At 55.6% G+C, this 18,287-nt stretch carries 19 protein-coding genes; 11 read left to right on the top strand and 8 right to left on the bottom strand.

The window, feature by feature from the left end; translation table 11 throughout:
• Nucleotides 1-21: 21 nt before the first annotated feature.
• The 6 genes from sfmF to fimA all read right to left on the bottom strand — a co-directional run bounded on the left by sfmF (nucleotide 22) and on the right by fimA (nucleotide 6,035).
• Complete coding sequence (sfmF, locus tag ACMVME_RS13570; RefSeq protein ID WP_032681530.1) at nucleotides 22-546, bottom strand: fimbria assembly protein; 525 nt, start codon at nucleotides 544-546, stop codon at nucleotides 22-24.
• Nucleotides 547-555: 9 nt separating this feature from the next.
• A complete protein-coding gene (gene fimH / locus ACMVME_RS13575; RefSeq protein WP_020885154.1) occupies nucleotides 556-1,563 on the bottom strand; it encodes a type 1 fimbria D-mannose specific adhesin FimH in 1,008 nt (335 codons plus the stop codon).
• Nucleotides 1,556-4,117, bottom strand: a complete 2,562-nt coding sequence (locus ACMVME_RS13580) for a fimbrial biogenesis usher protein (RefSeq protein ID WP_068795143.1) — start codon at nucleotides 4,115-4,117, stop codon at nucleotides 1,556-1,558. Before ACMVME_RS13580 ends, fimH begins: the two co-directional genes overlap by 8 nt.
• 14 nt (nucleotides 4,118-4,131) lie before the next feature.
• Nucleotides 4,132-4,824 carry a type 1 fimbria chaperone FimC gene (gene fimC, locus ACMVME_RS13585; protein ID WP_414743449.1) on the bottom strand — a complete coding sequence of 231 codons (693 nt, stop codon included), beginning with the start codon at nucleotides 4,822-4,824 and terminating at the stop codon, nucleotides 4,132-4,134.
• 34 nt (nucleotides 4,825-4,858) lie between these two features.
• Nucleotides 4,859-5,404, bottom strand: a complete 546-nt coding sequence (fimI, locus tag ACMVME_RS13590; RefSeq protein ID WP_020885157.1) for a type 1 fimbrial protein subunit FimI — start codon at nucleotides 5,402-5,404, stop codon at nucleotides 4,859-4,861.
• Between the two features lie 67 nt (nucleotides 5,405-5,471).
• Nucleotides 5,472-6,035, bottom strand: a complete 564-nt coding sequence (gene fimA, locus ACMVME_RS13595) for a type 1 fimbrial major subunit FimA (protein ID WP_020885158.1) — start codon at nucleotides 6,033-6,035, stop codon at nucleotides 5,472-5,474.
• Between the two features lie 310 nt (nucleotides 6,036-6,345).
• On the opposite strand from fimA, the gene folD reads away from it, so the two are divergent.
• From folD to ACMVME_RS13620, 5 genes are all read left to right on the top strand, one after another.
• A complete protein-coding gene (gene folD / locus ACMVME_RS13600) occupies nucleotides 6,346-7,212 on the top strand; it encodes a bifunctional methylenetetrahydrofolate dehydrogenase/methenyltetrahydrofolate cyclohydrolase FolD (RefSeq protein ID WP_014168945.1) in 867 nt (288 codons plus the stop codon).
• A gap of 1 nt (nucleotide 7,213) precedes the next feature.
• Nucleotides 7,214-7,426, top strand: a complete 213-nt coding sequence (ybcJ, locus tag ACMVME_RS13605; RefSeq protein WP_014168944.1) for a ribosome-associated protein YbcJ — start codon at nucleotides 7,214-7,216, stop codon at nucleotides 7,424-7,426.
• Between the two features lie 218 nt (nucleotides 7,427-7,644).
• On the top strand, nucleotides 7,645-9,144 hold the full coding sequence (locus ACMVME_RS13610) for a PTS transporter subunit EIIC (RefSeq protein ID WP_014168943.1): 1,500 nt from the start codon (nucleotides 7,645-7,647) through the stop codon (nucleotides 9,142-9,144).
• 84 nt (nucleotides 9,145-9,228) lie between these two features.
• Nucleotides 9,229-10,245: a Mal regulon transcriptional regulator MalI gene (gene malI / locus ACMVME_RS13615; protein WP_014168942.1), complete on the top strand. Its 1,017-nt coding sequence runs from the start codon at nucleotides 9,229-9,231 to the stop codon at nucleotides 10,243-10,245.
• Nucleotides 10,246-10,317: 72 nt separating this feature from the next.
• Nucleotides 10,318-10,839: a metal-dependent hydrolase gene (locus tag ACMVME_RS13620; RefSeq protein WP_068795144.1), complete on the top strand. Its 522-nt coding sequence runs from the start codon at nucleotides 10,318-10,320 to the stop codon at nucleotides 10,837-10,839.
• 79 nt (nucleotides 10,840-10,918) lie between these two features.
• Here ACMVME_RS13620 and cysS read toward each other — a convergent pair whose 3' ends face one another.
• Nucleotides 10,919-12,304 (bottom strand): cysteine--tRNA ligase, encoded by a 1,386-nt coding sequence (gene cysS / locus ACMVME_RS13625; RefSeq protein WP_020885161.1) that lies wholly within the window; start codon nucleotides 12,302-12,304, stop codon nucleotides 10,919-10,921.
• A 174-nt stretch (nucleotides 12,305-12,478) separates the two neighbouring features.
• On the opposite strand from cysS, the gene ppiB reads away from it, so the two are divergent.
• From ppiB to mnmH, 6 genes are all read left to right on the top strand, one after another.
• A complete protein-coding gene (ppiB, locus tag ACMVME_RS13630) occupies nucleotides 12,479-12,973 on the top strand; it encodes a peptidylprolyl isomerase B (protein WP_014168939.1) in 495 nt (164 codons plus the stop codon).
• 3 nt (nucleotides 12,974-12,976) lie between these two features.
• A complete protein-coding gene (gene lpxH, locus ACMVME_RS13635; protein ID WP_040016809.1) occupies nucleotides 12,977-13,699 on the top strand; it encodes a UDP-2,3-diacylglucosamine diphosphatase in 723 nt (240 codons plus the stop codon).
• Nucleotides 13,700-13,836: 137 nt separating this feature from the next.
• A complete protein-coding gene (locus ACMVME_RS13640; RefSeq protein WP_013095921.1) occupies nucleotides 13,837-14,046 on the top strand; it encodes a YdgH/BhsA/McbA-like domain containing protein in 210 nt (69 codons plus the stop codon).
• Between the two features lie 212 nt (nucleotides 14,047-14,258).
• Nucleotides 14,259-14,768 (top strand): 5-(carboxyamino)imidazole ribonucleotide mutase, encoded by a 510-nt coding sequence (purE, locus tag ACMVME_RS13645; protein ID WP_041162452.1) that lies wholly within the window; start codon nucleotides 14,259-14,261, stop codon nucleotides 14,766-14,768.
• Complete coding sequence (purK, locus tag ACMVME_RS13650; protein ID WP_014168935.1) at nucleotides 14,765-15,832, top strand: 5-(carboxyamino)imidazole ribonucleotide synthase; 1,068 nt, start codon at nucleotides 14,765-14,767, stop codon at nucleotides 15,830-15,832. Before purE ends, purK begins: the two co-directional genes overlap by 4 nt.
• Nucleotides 15,833-15,916: 84 nt before the next feature.
• Entirely contained in the window at nucleotides 15,917-16,987 is a 1,071-nt protein-coding gene (gene mnmH / locus ACMVME_RS13655) for a tRNA 2-selenouridine(34) synthase MnmH (protein ID WP_068795145.1), read from the top strand.
• Between the two features lie 73 nt (nucleotides 16,988-17,060).
• Here the strand turns inward: mnmH and ACMVME_RS13660 are convergent, their stop codons facing one another.
• Nucleotides 17,061-18,206, bottom strand: a complete 1,146-nt coding sequence (locus tag ACMVME_RS13660) for a porin (protein ID WP_032677564.1) — start codon at nucleotides 18,204-18,206, stop codon at nucleotides 17,061-17,063.
• Nucleotides 18,207-18,287: the final 81 nt, after the last annotated feature.

The following is an 18,287-nucleotide window of genomic DNA, read 5'->3' on the forward strand; positions in this document are numbered from 1 at the left end:
CTGCAGGGAGTGCGGTCAGCGCTAATTATAATTAATCATGAAGGTGGCATCAGCATCAGCCCGTCCAGGCTGAGGGTTATCAGCAGTGGCAATATAATTGGCATAAAATGACAATGTCGCATTTCCCTGCGCATCAACCGCTACCGGCTGGCTGGCCTCCTGAAGTGCCAGACGCGTTTTATCCGCATCCCTGATCTCGACGGCAACGTTGCTTGCCGTACTGGCGTCATTGAGCGCCAGTAACCCGTTATTGCTTCCGTCGGCTTTACCCGAAAACGTGATGGACGCCGCACCAGGCGGACAGCCGGTCAGCTTCAGCGTAAACGGCATGGGCTGCGTGCGGCTTCCCGTGGTGCTGAGCTGTTTCGTGGGCCAGGTTCCCAGCGTGACGGTCTTGTCGCTATCGCTGCCCTCGGCCACACAGGTAAAATCAACAATGTTGCCGTACATCTGAATATTGATCTCCCCCAGCGCAGTGGCTGCCTGCGCGCTGGCGTGAAGCATCATCAGTGTCATTGCGGCGAAATGCCAGTTCCGGTTCCGCATCTCTTCCCCTTAATCGTAATCCACACGCAGATAACCCCGTGACGTGAAACGGCCTTCCGCAGGCTTATTCCCCGTCACGCTGACCGGCCAGACCCGGATCCCCACCTGCGCCTGCGCACTGTCGTCGAGCCGGAACGGAATTTTGCTGGTCAGGTTGTTGGGCGTTAGCGGGGTACCGCTTTCGTTGGCAATCACAAACCCCACATCAGGGTTATCCGACACCACCGCGTTGCTGGAGACCTTTTCTGCCTCAACGCGCATCGTCAGCATTGCGTTCGCTTCCACGTTGGTGCATTTGATGGCGATGGTTTTGCTTTGTGCGGTTACCCCTTCCGGTTTGTTACCCGCCCCGGCCTTGCTGAACAGGGAGGCCCCGATATCGCCGAAGTCAAACTCCACGATATTCCCCGCATTGATGGCGCAGCTTTGCGGCACCTGAATGGTCCCGCTGTAGCTGATGGTGTAGACCGGCGAGGTTAACGGATCAGAAGAGGTAGTGGTTACATAGACGCGGAACATGGTCGCCCGCGGGATCACCACCATATTTATAAACCGTCGGGTCACTTTGAGGCGAAAGACGAGGCTGGAATCCTGAACGCCAAACGGTTTGTTTTTAGAGACGTTCGGGTGACTCCCCATCTGGATGTAACTTTTGGGCGGATAAAATACGCCAGCAAAGCTGTCCGTAATTTTCATTGCCCCATCCAGATAGTCGTTTAGCTTCAGGTACTGATAGCCATCACTTGTTCCCGTGACCGGGTAATCGGTAACATAACTACGTTTGGTCGTGTTCCCGGTGGTACCCTTCGGGCAGACGGCATTCACCCCCACCCACTGCGATTTCTCGCTGAGCGTCACCACCTGCCCGATCTGGTTATTCGAACTGTTAAATTTATCCGTCAGGTCGTAATGCACCTCCGTAGGGACGCCCTTTTCATTCACACACACGGTGGCTAAGGCATTCCCCACGGGCAAAATAGAGAGAAGTGATAAAGCCAGGCAATGGATTTTACTCACAGCGAATCCCCTTAAGTGTGATTGCCTGTTGCAGGCTCTTTTCTGGCAAGCTGTAGTGCGCACGACACTGGGATTGCATCCCGTTGCCCCACTGGATCAGCAGTTCACCTTCCAGCGGCAGGCCGCTCAGGTAAATCTGTCCGTCATCGCCCACCATACTGGTGACGCCGCTCTGGGTTTCACGCACCACGGCACCGAATGGCACAGGCTGGTTGCCGCGCGTGACGGTCAGCAGGGCGCGCACGCCAATACGGGTATCAAAGCTGGCGCGTACCAGCGCCCCTTTTGTCGGCACCACGCTGCTCACGTTATTTTCGATATCGGTGTTATTGCTCATGGTGTTGGTATCCAGCGCCACGCGGTTATAGCGGTAGACGGTGGCATACGGCATCACCGCATAGCCACGCCAGTCGGTTTTCACACCGGTCTGGTTTTCCACGCTCACGCCCGATGCTCCCGGCGCTTTGATCAGAACGTTGGTATCACCCAGCGGCTGGCTGAAGGTTACGCCATCCGCATGGCCGACCACGCCGCCGGAGAGCTGCCAGTTGAGATCGTGCTGGTCGCGTGCGTAGTTGTAGCCAACCCCCAGCGTGCCGTAGGTTGCCTGCCAGTTCGCGCTGGCGCTTCCGCTTGAGCCGTTATTGCTGGTGTGGCCCTGGGTCACGCTGTAGTTCAGGTTGCGATCTTCCAGCAACGTCCCACTGACCCCGGTTTGCCAGCTTGTGTCGCCATCACTATTACGGCTGGCTGACGCCGTGGCATAGGCGCGGTCAATGGCGCTGTCCCGACGAAAACCCTGGCGGGTAAAGAGGCTGAACGGTACGGAGAGGTTAAACGACGCGATTCGGTCCGTGCCGTCTATCCCGACCGATTTGTTCCATGACCAGGACACGGAGTAGTTGACGCCCTTCACGCCACCCGCGTACCCCAGCTGATACCAGAGGTTGGACTCATCGGTGCCCCAGTACGTCTGTTCACTACCGGAGATATAGACCGAGCCGTAATCCCCCAGCGACTGGGAAATATTGAGCTGGAAGCGCCCTTTTTTATTCCACGTCAGGTTGTGATAACTCTCCACATCCGGCACACCGTCATCATCCTGGTTGTCGGCATACTGGTAGCCTTCCATTGAACGCCACGCGACATCGTCCAGGGTGTAGAACCCTTTTGTGGAGTAGCGGTAGCCCAGCAGCTGGAAGTTGGTTCCGAATCCGTTAAGCGATTTTGCATAGAGGAAACGCAGCGACTGCCCTTCATGGCGGCTGTCATCCGCGAGCTGGCTGCGGGCATGGGTGATATCGAGCGACACCGCCCCCCAGTCACCGAGGTTTTTCCCGGCCCCGATGGCCACCGCGGTATAACGTGACGCCAGCTGGGTACCGCCGTACAGCGTGTAGCCGTCGCCAAGCCCGGTAATTAACGTACCCTGCGTGAAGAATGGCGTATCCTGTTCGCTGTTGCCGCTGCGGTAATCCCCGGCCACCAGGTCATACTTCCAGCGCCCTTCGCGCTGCAGGAGGGGCACGGTGGAATACGGCACGGTATAGCGCTGCTGGCTGCCATCCTTCTCTTCAACCGTCACCTCAAGGTCACCGCTTGATGAGGTTGGGTTGAGATCGGTGATGGCAAAGGCGCCAGGCTGTACATAGCTTTGATAGATAACGTAGCCGTTTTGTCGAACGACCACTTTGGCGGGCGTTCGGGCGATGCCGCGAACGGTTGGTGCGTAGCCCTGCAGGCTGTCCGGGTACATGCTGTCAGACGAGAAGAGCCGCCCGCCGCGAAAACCCACGCTGTCGAAAACGTCATTACCGGTATTGCTGTCGCCCAGTACCAGCTCGCTTTTCAGCGGGATCACGGTGCGCTGCGCCCAGGTGCCAATATTCTGCCAGTTGCTGTGCCGCTGCCCGTTATTCTGCGTATAACGCCATGCGCCATTATTGCGTAAACGCCACGCGCCATAGTTCAGCCCGCTCTGCAGGTTCAGATAATAGCTGTCGTCCTCGCTCCCGCGGTTGCCGGTAAAGCTGTAGTTCACCAGCGCGGCAGGGATCCCTTCATCCCATTGATCGGGCGGAATATAACCGCGTGCGCTGTTCTGCATCGCCACCTGTGGCAGGCTGATATTCAGGCGCAGCGAGGCGAAGTTGAACGCGATCTCACTGCCGGGAATAGCCTTCGCCAGGGGAATACAGGTCTCCCCTTTCACGTTAACCAGCTCAGGAAAGGCCGCGATATTGACGCCAAAACGCTCCAGCATCACGCGCGTAATGCACGGCGACAGCCCACCGGCAACCGGCGGTGTATTGTCGGCCTGCTCGAAGCGCACATCCTGCGTCGCGATAAACTCATCGTTACGCCAGATATCCACGCGATAAACGCCAGGCGCCTGCTGGTGACCTTGTTCAAAACGCGATAAATCCGCCACGTTGGCGGTGTCATCGGACAAGAAGGCCGGGTTAAAGTAGCTTTCGCTCCAGCCAGCCTGTGGCCAGAGCGCTGCCATCAGCGCCAGTGCGACCGGGCAGTAACGTCCCTGGTGATTATTCATCGCGCTGACTCTGCTCACAGGTTGACGCTACGCGCCGGCGTAATGGCACCGTAGTCATTCACGCTCTGCCAGGAGAGCGTACCGCTTGCGGCGGCTGGCAGTACCTGCTGCGCCGAGTTTTTAGGCGCAACCATCAGGTTATCCAGCGTCTGTCCGCCCAGCTTCATATTGACCAGCGTGATGTAATACGGCGAAGCGTTACTGACTTTGAGGTGGTTGCCGACGCGCTCAAAACGCAGCTGCGAGAGCGCCTCTTCCGGCTGCACCGGCAAATTTGTCGGGCGGACAAACAGCTTGATCCGCGACAGGATAGCCAGCTGCAGCACGTTATTGTTTTCCGTTTTCGCTTTGTTCACGGACGGGATCGCTTTCACGTTCATGTAGAAGAGCGATTCACGATCGGCAGGCAGCGCGGGCCCGGCATAAATAATGCGCAGCGTGTTTTCGCTGTCCGGCTCGCTGACAAACAGCGGCGGGGTCACGGCAAAGGTTTTTTCTTTTTGCCCATTCGCATTTTCGATCCACGCGTTGATTAAATAGCGCTCTTGTTTATTGCTGTTGGTGATCGCCAGCGAAGTTTGCTTTGCATCTGCCGGATAAATAACGCGGGTGGCCCCCAGCGCAATACCGCCGGAAGCATTTGCGCATGCAGAAACCATCATTAAAATTAACGATAAAAACAGTCCTGGTTTAATTAGGGTATTCATCACAACCGTACCTTTAATAATGTGTTCGCAGGTGTTATGGATAAATCAACGTAAACCAGACATCCGACTGAATATTGCCTGGCACGAGGTGTTCGGAAATAGCCCGATAGCGGGCGCTAAAATGAAACGCAAGCTCACTGGTATTCACCGGCAACCAGCTGACGGCCGTTGCGTTCGGGATAATCTGACGTTGTTGTTCGTCAAAAAGAGCCAGCCCGACGCCGCTGCTTATCGGTGATTCACCTGGCCGCGATGTCGCCAGAAAAACCTGCGGATCTTCTGCTGGCGTAACGCCCTGAAACTGGATGCCTACGGTGCGCGAGACATCCACGCTGCAATCCAGCAGCCGCACGGTGAAGGGCACATTGACCGTGGAAAAACTGCCCACACCGGAAAATGAATTGGTTCGGTACTGCCCCATTTCGATGCGCATGTTCTGGCTGTCGGGTGCCACGGCGCAGCCGCCGTTCACCAGCTCACCTCTGAGATGAACTTTGCCGCCGTCGATCACCACGGTATGTGCTGAGGCCTGGCAGGCCATCGCAAGGGTTAACAGCAGTAGTGTTCCGGTCCTTGTCATCCTTCGTTCCTGGCCTTAGCGTATGACGGCCTCTTCCCTGAGGCCTGAACATCCCTGTGCGGAGGAATTACTCGTATTTCATTACGAAAGTGGCGTCAGCGTTTGCCTGGCCTGGCTCGGTGGTCGCAGCCGTTGATTTGTAACGCGCGGTGAAGTTCAGGGTGTTAGTCCCTTCGATCAGGTTCTGCGCGGCAGAGAAGGTTGAACCATCTGGAGTCAGGGTGGTGGATTTGCTGTCGAGGATCTCGATGCCCACGCCCTTCGCGGAGTTGTCGTTGTTACCAGAGGTTACCGCCAGCAGGGTTTTGTCGGTCGCGTCGATCTGACCGGTGAACGCAACTGCGGCTGTTTTCGCAACCAGCGGGTCACAATCATTCAGTTCAATGGTGAACGGAATATTAGAGGTGGTGTCACCCACTTTCGTGAACTTCGCGGTACGGTATTGGCCCAGGTTAACCGTCTGCTCGGAAGAATCAGTATTTACTGAACATGCAGCATTAACCAGTTCACCTTTAAAGTGTACGGTACCGCCATTTACGGTAACCGGAGTGGCTGTATCTTCTGCATTTGCGGCACCCGCAACCAGGGCCAGAGTAGCAATAACAGTAGAAGCAATGTTGCTGAGTTTCATGTCTATTCCTTTAAAATGTAAATAACCCTTCCCGCGAATAATCGGGAATAAGAAATACGTTCAATTGATTAATTGAAAGCTTATTTCGGAGGAGACAAAGTAGCTCATGAATGTATTTTAAAATATGTCAAAACGCTGTCATTTCGCCAGGTCACATCCTAATCCTGCCTAAGAAATTGACCATCCCCTCAGAAGGGTTTTTACGGCCTCCTGATGAAAACTCGCAAAGGGTGACTGACAGCAGCGCTCGCTTCTGACAAAATACAGGCAATCCCCCCTTTCAAACGTTACAGACGGAATCTTCTCTCTGATGGCAGCAAAGATTATTGACGGTAAAACGATTGCGCAGCAGGTGCGCTCTGAGGTCGCGGAAAAAGTGAAGGCGCGTAAAGCTGCCGGAAAACGCGCCCCCGGGCTGGCCGTTGTGCTGGTCGGCAGCAACCCGGCATCGCAGATTTATGTCGGCAGCAAACGCAAAGCGTGTGAAGAGGTGGGGTTCGTCTCCCGCTCTTACGATTTGCCGGAAACCACCAGCGAAGCAGAACTGCTGGAACTTATTGATACCCTGAATGCCGACAACGCGATCGACGGTATTCTGGTTCAGCTGCCGCTGCCAGCAGGCATCGACAACGTGAAGGTGCTGGAACGTATCGCCCCCGACAAAGACGTTGACGGTTTCCACCCGTACAACGTGGGCCGTCTGTGCCAGCGCGCCCCGCGTCTGCGTCCGTGCACGCCGCGCGGTATCGTTACGCTGCTGGAGCGTTATAACATCGATACCTACGGTCTGAACGCCGTGGTCATTGGCGCATCAAACATTGTCGGCCGTCCGATGAGCATGGAGCTGCTGCTCGCTGGCTGCACCACCACCGTGACCCACCGCTTCACCAAAAATCTGCGTCATCACGTAGAAAACGCCGATCTGCTGATCGTGGCGGTCGGGAAGCCGGGCTTTATTCCGGGTGAATGGATTAAAGAAGGCGCGATCGTTGTGGACGTCGGTATTAACCGTCTGGAAAACGGGAAAGTGGTTGGTGACGTGGTTTACGAAGATGCTGCGGCTCGCGCCTCTTACATTACCCCAGTTCCGGGCGGCGTAGGCCCGATGACCGTTGCCACACTGATTCAGAATACTTTGCAGGCATGCGAAGAGTACCACGACGTAGAGGACGCGTAAGATGGCCACATTTTCATTAGGTAAACACCCGCACGTTGAGCTGTGCGATCTGCTGAAGCTGGAAGGCTGGACCGAAAGCGGCGCACAGGCCAAAATCGCCATTGCCGACGGGCTTGTTAAGGTGGACGGCGCAGTGGAAACCCGCAAGCGCTGCAAAATTGTCGCGGGTCAGACCGTGAGCTTTGAAGGGCAAACCGTGACGGTGACCGCCTGATGCTCTCCCCCTCTCCCGTCGGGAGAGGGAACCCACATTCCCCCACACCCATCACGGTTAATTATCGATCGACTTCAAATAATCACTATTTCATCTGTTGAAAAGTGAAAATTCTGTTGCGCGTTTTTCACTCTTTCCCCACGATAAGTAGAACGTTCTACTAAAACGTTCTACTTACAATAACAGCGCCAAAAAAGCGCTACTCGGGGGAAATCAGCATGAGTCTGATATCAGGGTTTGTTAAATCGCTCTCTAAATTATCGATGATTGGTCGCGCGTTAATGCTGCCAATTTCACTGCTTCCCGCTGCGGGCCTGCTGCTGGCCTTTGGCGATAAGTTTCACCTGCCGCTGATGATGAACGCGGGCGGGGTTATCTTTGATAACCTGCCGATGCTGTTTGCCATTGGTTCCGCCGTGGGGCTGGCATCCGAGTCCGGCATTGCCGCGCTCTCGGCGGCGGTCTCGGTGTTTGTCACCAACATCACCATCAGCACCGTCTTGAGCATCACGCCGGAAATGGCGTCACAGGGCGGCAAATACGCGATGGTGGTCGGCATCCCGACGTTGCAGATGGGCGTCTTCGGCGGCCTGATCTGCGGGATTCTCGCCGCCTGGTGCTATAACCGTTTTCACACCCTGCAGCTGCCAGAGTTCCTCGGGTTCTTCTCCGGAAAACGCTTTGTCGCGATTGCGACAGCGTTTCTCTCTTTCCTGCTCGGCCTGCTGTTGCCGTATGTCTGGCAGCATATCCAGGCGGGCATCGATGCGCTCTCCGTGGTGGTTAATGGCGATAATCAGGCAGCCTCGACCTTTATCTTCGGTCTGGTGGAACGTGCGCTGATCCCACTCGGCCTGCACCATATCTGGTATCCCTCTTTCTGGTATTCGTTTGGGGATTACACCACCCAGGCCGGTCAAGTGATTCACGGCGACCAGACCATCTGGTTCAAGATGCTGGAAGAAGGGGTCAAATCCTTCAGCAGCGACAGCTACCAGAACGCCGGTAAGTTCATGCAGGGTGAATTCCCGCTGATGCTGTTCGCGCTGCCTGCGGCGTGTCTGGCGATGTACCACGAAGCACACACCAAAAATAAAAAAATCGCGGCCGGTATTTTATTCTCTGCGGCGCTCACCTGCTTCCTGACGGGGATCACCGAGCCGGTTGAATTTACCTTTATCTTCGTCGCCCCTATTCTGTACGTCTTTAACGCCATCATGGCCGGTCTGGCGTACATGACCATGTATCTACTGCATGCGCATATCGCCAAATCGTTCTCTGCGGGCTTTATCGACTACCTGTCGTTCGGGATCCTGCCGTCATTTAACGGCTACAAAACCAATTTCCTGAACGCCATTATTATCGGCATTCCGATGGGCCTGATTTACTACTTCACGTTCCGCTTTGTGATCCGTCGTTTCGACGTGAAAACGCCGGGCCGTACAGAAGTGACCGCCAGTGCGGACGATAAGTCAGATTCAGAACTCGCCACAGAGATCATCAACCTGCTGGGCGGCGCGCACAACATCGACTCCGTCGGCTCCTGCATCACCCGTCTGCGCCTGGAAGTGGCAAAAAGTGAAGCGGTTGATAAGGACGGTCTGAACGGCCTTGGCGCCCGCGGCGTAGTGTTCGTCGGTGATAACGGTATTCAGGTGATTTTCGGTGCCAGAGCACAGTTTATCGCCCAGACCATGTCCACCATGATTGGCAAATAATAAGATGCCTGAACGACACGTCTCCTGTACGCTGGGGGACGTTGTCTTATCTGGCTGATAATCGGTAAATTTCAGGGAGCGGTTTTGAAGAAAGTCAGCATCATTGATGTCGCAAAGCATGCGGGCGTTTCGGTCTCCACCGTGTCGCTGGTGCTGCGCCAGAAAGGGAAGATTTCAGACGCAACGATCGCGAAGGTCAATGCTGCCATCACTACGCTGGGCTATGTTCACAACGTCGCCGCTGCCAATCTCCGCGCTAACACCTCCAACCTGATCGGCCTGATCCTGCGCGACTTTAGCGACAGCTTTTCCATTAAGGTGATGGCGAGCATCGTCCAGGAGCTGGAGAGACAGGGGTATATGGTTTTCCTCGGCCAGCCGCTGAACGACCATGAACATCTTGAGCGCTGCCTGCTGTCGTTTAAACAGCAGGGGGTCGCCGGCGTTATCTATCTGGCCTCTGACACCCGGGCATCCTCGCTGCCGGAACACATCCGCCAGTGCCCGCTGCCGCTGGTGGTGGTCTCTCAGTCCCTGCTGGATGAAAAATGCAATCTGGTGATGCGCGACAACCGCCAGGCGGCGAACCTTGCCGCGCGTTATCTTATCGAGCGCGGGCACCGCAACATTGCCTACATTGGGGGTCGTGAAGGCTGCCTTATCCGCGAGCAGCGATTGCTCGGCTTTCGCAGCGCGATGACCCAGAACGGCCTGGTCTGGCGTGAGGAATACTCGCCTGCGTGTAGCGATGACACGCTGGCCGCAGGTTTCGCCACCCGCCAGTTGCTGGAAAAAAACAACACCATTACCGCCCTGCTCTGCCACTCGCCGGATGCGATGATCGGCTCCATCTCCGGCATTCATCAGGTGGGGCGCACCGTGGGGAAAGATGTGTTTCTCACCCAGCAGGTCGCGCTGGTCGGTTTTGAAGATATGCTGCACGTGAACCTGACGTCTCCCTCGTTTACCTACGTTTCCTCCGCCAGTGAGGAGACGGGGCGTCAGGCGGCGGGGTTGATCATCCGCAAGCTAAAAGAGCCGGATCTGCAAACACAGCGTATCACCCTTTCCGGGCAGCTTATTGCCCGGGAATCGGCATAAATAAGACGCTAACACCATCCTCATTGCGCCCATTCGCTGCTATATTTCCCTGCTTTGCCATGGATAATCGCAATGCCTACCGTTATCACCCACGCTGCAGTGCCTTTGTGTCTGGGCTTAGGCCTGGGAAGTAAAATCATCCCTCCCCGCCTGCTGTTTGCCGGCGTCGTCCTCGCCATGCTGCCGGACGCCGACGTGCTGGCGTTTAAGTTCGGCGTTGCCTACGGCAATGTGTTCGGCCACCGCGGCTTTACCCACTCCCTGCTGTTTGCCTTTGTGGTGCCGATACTTTGCGTACTGATGGGCCGACGATGGTTTCGGGCAAGTCTGACCCGCTGCTGGCTGTTCTTAACCGTGTCTCTGCTGTCGCACAGCTTGCTGGATTCCATCACCACCGGAGGGAAAGGCGTCGGCTGGCTGTGGCCGTGGTCAGATGAACGGTTTTTTGCACCGTGGCAGATCATTAAGGTCGCGCCGTTTGCGCTGTCACGCTATACCACGCCCTACGGGCATCAGGTGATTATGTCGGAACTGCTGTGGGTGTGGCTGCCAGGGGTTGTGCTGATGGGGCTGTTGTGGTGGAAACGGAGGTAAAAGCAAAACGGCAACCCAGTTGCCGTTTTTCGTGTTTGCACCCTCTCCCGGTGGGAGAGGGCATCAGCGCGCACCAGAATTATTTTCGACGCCAGGTGGTCCCCTGCGGGCCATCTTCCAGAATGATGCCCATTTCCGTGAGACGGTTACGCGCGGCATCTGCTGCCGCCCAGTCTTTCGCCTGACGCGCTTCCAGACGCGCGTTGATAAGTTGCTCAATCTCCGCCACTTCGCTATCGTCCGCCTGCGCACCGCTTTGCAGGAACAGATCCGGTTCCTGCTCCAGCAGACCCAGTACCGAAGAGAGCTTACGCAGATGGGAGGCCAATGCATTCGCCGCCGCCATATCTTCTGACTTCAGACGGTTAACTTCACGCGCCATATCAAACAGCACGGAGTAGGCTTCCGGCGTGTTGAAGTCATCGTTCATCACGTCAATAAAGCGCGCTTCAAACGCCTCACCGCCTGCCGCGGGTACAGATTTATCGGTACCGCGCAGGGCAGTGTACAGACGCTCCAGCGCCGCACGCGCCTGTTTCAGGTTCTCTTCGCTGTAGTTCAGCTGGCTGCGATAGTGACCAGACATCAGGAAGTAGCGCACGGTTTCCGCATCGTAATATTTCAGCACGTCGCGCACGGTGAAGAAGTTGCCCAGAGATTTAGACATCTTCTCACGGTCAACCATCACCATCCCGGAGTGCATCCAGTAGTTCACGTACTCGCCGCCATGCGCACAGGTTGACTGTGCAATTTCGTTTTCATGGTGCGGGAACATCAGATCCGAACCGCCACCGTGAATATCGAAATGTTTGCCCAGCTGTTTGCAGTTCATCGCCGAGCACTCAATGTGCCAGCCAGGACGCCCTTCGCCCCACGGGGAAGGCCAGCTTGGTTCGCCCTCTTTGGACATCTTCCACAGCACGAAGTCCATCGGGTTACGCTTCACGTCCACCACATCAACGCGTGCACCGGCCTGCAGCTGATCCAGATCCTGACGGGAAAGCTGACCGTAGGTAGGGTCAGTCGGCACGGAGAACATCACGTCACCGTTATCGGCCACATAGGCGTGACCACGTTCGATCAGCTTTTCGGTGATGTCGATAATTTCGTGGATATGGTGGGTGGCACGCGGCTCGCTGTCCGGACGCTGAATATTCAGGGCGTCGAAATCTTTGTGCATTTCCGCGATCATACGATCCACCAGCGCAACAAAGCTTTCGCCATTTTCGTTCGCACGCTTGATGATTTTGTCGTCGATGTCGGTGATGTTACGCACGTATTTCAGGTTGTAGCCCAGAAAACGCAGGTAGCGCGAGACAACGTCGAATGCAACAAAGGTACGGCCATGGCCGATATGACAGAGATCGTAAACCGTAATACCACACACGTACATGCCGACTTCCCCGGCATGGATAGGTTTAAATTCCTCTTTTTGGCGCGTCATTGTATTAAAGATTTTTAACATCGAAGATTCCATGTAAACACGTGTGTGGTTGAAAACCGGTTATTCTACCTGTAATTCAAACCTGAAGCAGCACACAATGCAAGGTGATCGCATCCTGTGGTTATGCTATAACAAGCCCCTATAGATGACCCAAACGCGGGTCGACGTACCACAATAACGGAACAGGATGCAAAAATGGTTACTTTCCACACTAATCATGGCGATATCGTAATCAAAACCTTTGATGACAAAGCGCCTGAAACAGTTAAAAACTTCCTGGACTACTGCCGCGAAGGTTTCTACAACAACACTATTTTCCACCGCGTGATCAACGGCTTTATGATCCAGGGCGGCGGTTTCGAACCTGGCATGAACCAGAAAGCGACGAAAGAAGCGATCAAAAACGAAGCGAACAACGGTCTGAAAAACACCCGTGGTACGCTGGCGATGGCGCGTACGCAGGCTCCTCACTCTGCAACAGCCCAGTTCTTCATCAACGTTGCTGACAACGACTTCCTGAACTTCTCCGGCGAAAGCCTGCAGGGTTGGGGCTACTGCGTCTTTGCAGAAGTGGTTGAAGGTATGGACGTAGTCGACAAAATCAAAGCCGTGGCGACCGGCCGCAGCGGCATGCATCAGGACGTTCCAAAAGAAGACGTCGTGATTAACAGCGTGACCGTCAGCGAGTAATTCGTGGCGACACTTTTTATTGCAGATTTGCACCTGCAAACAGAAGAACCGGCGATCACCGCCGGTTTTCTGCGTTTTTTACGCGGTGAAGCGAAAAGTGCCGATGCACTTTACATTCTGGGTGACCTGTTTGAAGCCTGGATTGGCGACGACGATCCCAACCCGCTGCACCGTGAGATGGCGGCTGCCATTAACGCGCTGGTCGATTCCGGCGTCCCCTGCTTCTTTATCCACGGCAACCGTGATTTCCTGCTCGGCAAGCGCTACGCCCGCGAAAGCGGCATGACGCTGCTGCCGGAAGAGCAGGTACTCGACCTTTATGGCCGAAAGGTGTTAATCATGCACGGTGACACACTTTGCACTGACGACACCGGCTATCAGGCGTTTCGCGCTAAGGTTCATACCCCGTGGATCCAAAAACTATTCCTGGCTCTGCCGCTGTTTATCCGCAAGCGGATCGCAGCCAGAATGCGTGCCGACAGTAAGGCCGCCAACAGCGGCAAATCCATGGCTATTATGGACGTTAATCCCCAGGCGGTAGTCAGGGTCATGGAAAAACACCGCGTTCAGTGGTTGATCCACGGCCATACTCATCGTCCCGATGTGCATACCCTTACCGCCAACGGCGAAGCGGCCCACCGCGTCGTCCTGGGGGCCTGGCACAGCGAAGGTTCTATGGTCAGCGTCACGCCTGACGGTGTGGAACTGATCGCTTTCCCGTTTTAACTCGCCAAAAAATCATTCTATTTTTTTGAACAATATCGGCAAATTGTTTCGATTTTAATCAGCCCGTGGTCGGCCTATTATTTATCACATCAGGGCAACACGCCCTATCCCAGATAAAACATTTAAGGAATACGACCATGAAATCCATCAAAACTTTCGTTGCAGTTGCCGCACTCTCTCTGATCTCTTTCGGTTCTTTCGCCCAGAGCGTCAGCGCCACGGCCTCTACCCTTGACCGCGCAGAAGCGAAAATTGCCGCTCAGGCTGCTGAACAGGGCGCGTCTTACAAAATCACCAGCGCTCAGTTTAACAACCGCGTTCACATGACGGCAGAACTGACCAAATAAGACGTCTGCTGACCGTGCCGTCCGTCAAAAGCACATCAAAGCACATCGATGCCTGATAAAACAGACCGCCAGAACGCGGTCTGTTTTGTTATCTCCTGAGAGCCACAACGGCTCAGTTTTTAACCGCGCAACCGTTTTCCTTGCCCCTATTACATGCTATTCTCTGTGCCCTCGAAAGCAGTGTGTTTCGCACCACAGGAGTTTTAAGACGCATGTCTTCCCGCAATAATCCGGCGCGTGTCGCCATCGTGATGGGGTCCAAAAGCGACTGGGCTACCATGCAGTTCACCGCCGAAATCTTTGAAATCCTGAATGTTCCGCACCACGTTGAAGTGGTCTCCGCACACCGTACACCAGACAAACTGTTCAGCTTCGCCGAAAGCGCCGAAGAGAAGGGTTATGAGGTGATCATTGCCGGTGCGGGCGGCGCAGCACATCTGCCAGGCATGATTGCCGCCAAAACGCTGGTACCGGTTCTGGGTGTTCCGGTGCAAAGCGCTGCGTTAAATGGTGTCGATAGCCTCTATTCCATCGTTCAGATGCCGCGTGGTATTCCGGTCGGCACGCTGGCCATTGGTAAAGCGGGCGCTGCCAACGCTGCCCTGCTCGCCGCGCAGATCCTGGCGACTCACGATAAAGCGTTACATCAGCGTCTGGCGGACTGGCGTAAAGCCCAGACCGACGAGGTGCTGGACAATCCGGACCCGCGGGGTGCGGCATGAAGCAGGTATGCGTCCTCGGTAATGGTCAGTTAGGCCGTATGCTGCGTCAGGCCGGTGAGCCGCTGGGTATTGCCGTGTGGCCCGTCGGGCTGGATGACGAACCGGAAGCCGTGCCGTTTCACCAGAGTGTGATCACCGCGGAGATTGAACGCTGGCCACAAACGGCCCTGACGCGCGAGCTGGCACGTCATAATGCCTTCGTTAACCGCGACGTCTTTCCCATTATTGCTGACCGTCTGACGCAAAAGCAGCTGTTCGATAAGCTCGGGCTGCCGACTGCGCCGTGGCAGCTGTTGTCCGATAAAAGCGAGTGGAAGGATGTATTCGCAATGCTGGGCGATCTGGCAATTGTGAAGCGTCGCGTCGGCGGGTACGACGGTCGTGGACAGTGGCGTCTGCGCGCCGATGACACTCACGAGCTGCCGGACGATTGCTACGGGGAGTGCATCGTTGAGCAGGGCATTAACTTCAGCGGTGAAGTCTCGCTGGTGGGCGCTCGCGGGCAGGACGGCCATACCGTTTTTTATCCGCTGACGCATAACCTGCATCAGGACGGGATCCTGCGTACCAGCGTTGCATTCCCGCAAGCCAGTGCTGAACAGCAGGCGCAGGCAGAAGAGATGCTCTCTGCCATCATGCACGAACTCGGTTACGTCGGCGTCATGGCGATGGAGTGTTTTGTCACGCCGTCCGGTCTGCTGATTAACGAACTGGCACCGCGCGTTCACAACAGTGGTCACTGGACCCAAAACGGGGCGTCCATCAGCCAGTTCGAGCTGCACCTGCGCGCCATCACTGACCTGCCGCTGCCGCAGCCGGTGGTCAACAGCCCGTCGGTGATGATCAACCTGATCGGTACCGATCTGAACTACGACTGGCTCAAGCTGCCGCTGGTGCATCTGCACTGGTATGACAAAGAGGTGCGTCCGGGTCGTAAGGTCGGTCACCTGAACCTGAACGATACCGACACCGATCGTCTGAGCGCCACGCTGGAAGCGATTATTCCTCTCCTGCCGCCGGAATACGCGAGCGGAATTATCTGGGCGCAATCAAAGCTTAAGTAATACTCCTCTGCCGGGGAGTTGACCTTCCCCCTCCCCGGCGTACAATCCCCGCCCATTGCAGCTTAGTTTTCTTCTGGAAAAACCATGAACGATGGAACGGACTATCGCGCGATCCTCGCATCCGATACCCCTTTAATCGACGTTCGCGCGCCGATCGAATTCGCCCAGGGCGCGATGCCTGCGGCAATCAACCTGCCTCTGATGAACGATGATGAACGCGCCGCCGTCGGTACCTGCTATAAACGCCAGGGGCCGGACGCTGCGCTTGCACTCGGCCATAGTCTGGTCGCAGGCAGCACCCGTGAGATGCGCATTAACGCCTGGCGCGAAGCCTGCCTCTCCCACCCCACCGGCTACCTCTGCTGCGCGCGTGGCGGTCAACGCTCGCATATCACTCAGGCCTGGTTGAAAGCGCGCGGCGTGGATTACCCGCTGATCGCAGGCGGCTATAAAGCGCTGCGTCAGACCGCAATTGAGGTAACCGCTGAGCAGGTGCAAAAACCGATGGTGCTGATCGGCGGCTGTACCGGGAGCGGCAAAACGTTGCTGGTGAAACAGCACGCGCAGGGTGTGGATCTGGAAGGGCTGGCACACCATCGCGGCTCGTCGTTTGGCCGCACGCTTACACCACAGCTTTCGCAGGCGAGTTTCGAAAACCAGCTCGCCGTCGTGCTGTTGAAAAAAGAGGCCGCACGCTGGGTGCTTGAGGATGAAGGGCGGATGATTGGCTCCAACCACCTGCCGGAATGCCTGCGAGACCGCATGGTTCAGGCGCCTGTTGTGGTAGTAGAAGACCCGTTTGATGTCCGTCTTGAACGCCTGCGTGAAGAGTATTTCGACCATATGTGGGCGGATTTTTCTGCTGCCTTTGGCGAAGAGGCGGGCTGGAACGCGTACAGCGAATACCTGCACCACGGCCTGTTTGCCATTCGCCGCCGTCTGGGGCTGCAGCGCTTTGCAGACTTTACGGCGCTGCTGGATTCCGCCCTGCAGGAGCAACAACGTTCTGGCAGCACCGACGCGCATTTACGCTGGCTTGCCCCGCTGCTGAACGACTATTACGACCCGATGTACACCTGGCAGCTGGCAAAAAAGGCGGAGAAGATTGTGTATCGCGGAACGTTTGAGGACGTTGCTGACTGGCTCAATCGCTGAATCACGCGCAAAAAGAAAACGGCAACCCAGGGTTGCCGTTTTCATATCGGGGTGACTCCCCTGCTGACTGAACTTAGAAGTCGTAACGCAGACGCACCAGGTTCATGTCGCCCAGGTTATCCGTGCTGGAGGTGAACACGTGTTCGTAATCAACACGGAAACCGTAGTCCAGCTGGACGCTAACACCCACGCCGTTATCGATACGCTGGTAGTTACGACCATTCACGTACTCAATACGGTCACCCATGAAGTAAGGCTGGATGGATTTCACCGCATACTGATCGATTGGGAATTTGTACCCTGCGAAGTATTCAATACCCCATGCATCACCGGCAAAGTAGTTGTCAGTAGACACTTTTTTGGTGGTCAGGAAGTTCTGGTACCAGCCGCCGCCAGCCGAGAAGGTCCAGTTATCCGGCGTCCAGCTCAGCGCGGTACCGAGGATATTCTGGTCGTAAGATTTGCTGTCGCCGTTGTCCGGGTTACGCATGTCCGCGCGGGTGTAGTTCCACGCTGCGCCCCAGGTCAGATCGGTGGTCAGGTGGTAATCCAGACCCAGTGAACCGCCGCCTTTACGTTTGTAACGCAGGCCATTGCCCGGCAGGTATTCGCTGTCTTCAAACAGGTAGGATGCATAGATATCCGCATCGCCTACGGTTTTCTTATATTTCAGCATTTTGCGTGAACGATAAGAGCCGTCGTAGTCACCGTTTATCCCGTTACCTGGAGCCTGACCAATCATGTCGTAGTCCCAGATATCGGTTTTCACGCCAACCACATCATAGTAAACGCTGTTCTGTTGACCGAAGGTCAGCGTACCCCAGGTGTCGCTCTTCAGACCGGTGTACAGCATACGGCGAGAGGTGTCGTTAGCACCTTCAGCGTAGTGATTATCCCAGTTGAACAGCGCCGGAATGTTCACACCCAGCTCGTAGTAGCTGATCCAGCTGATGTCATCAAACAGATAGTAATCTGCTGCGAAACGGAAACGGGTGCCGCCGTCGAAGCCATTACGTTTGTAGGATCCTTTATCGCCGTCGCCCGACATCATGTTGAACTGAGGACGAATACTGCCGCCAACGGTAAAGTTAAGACGGCTCAGCGGGTTACCTGCCTGAGGGTCTTGTTTAAGAACCGTGATTTCCGCCTGAGATGCGAAGGAGGTCAATGCCACTGCTGCGCCAATTGTTACTGCCAGCGCTGATTTTTTTATAGTCATTATTTTTCCTTTATAGACACGCTGCTAAATATTTAGCAGGTGAATATTAACTGGAAATAATCTTGCTGTGTGCGCGGGTTT

Source organism: Enterobacter cloacae complex sp. 2024EL-00711 (genome assembly GCF_047529885.1).
GTDB lineage: Bacteria > Pseudomonadota > Gammaproteobacteria > Enterobacterales > Enterobacteriaceae > Enterobacter > Enterobacter ludwigii.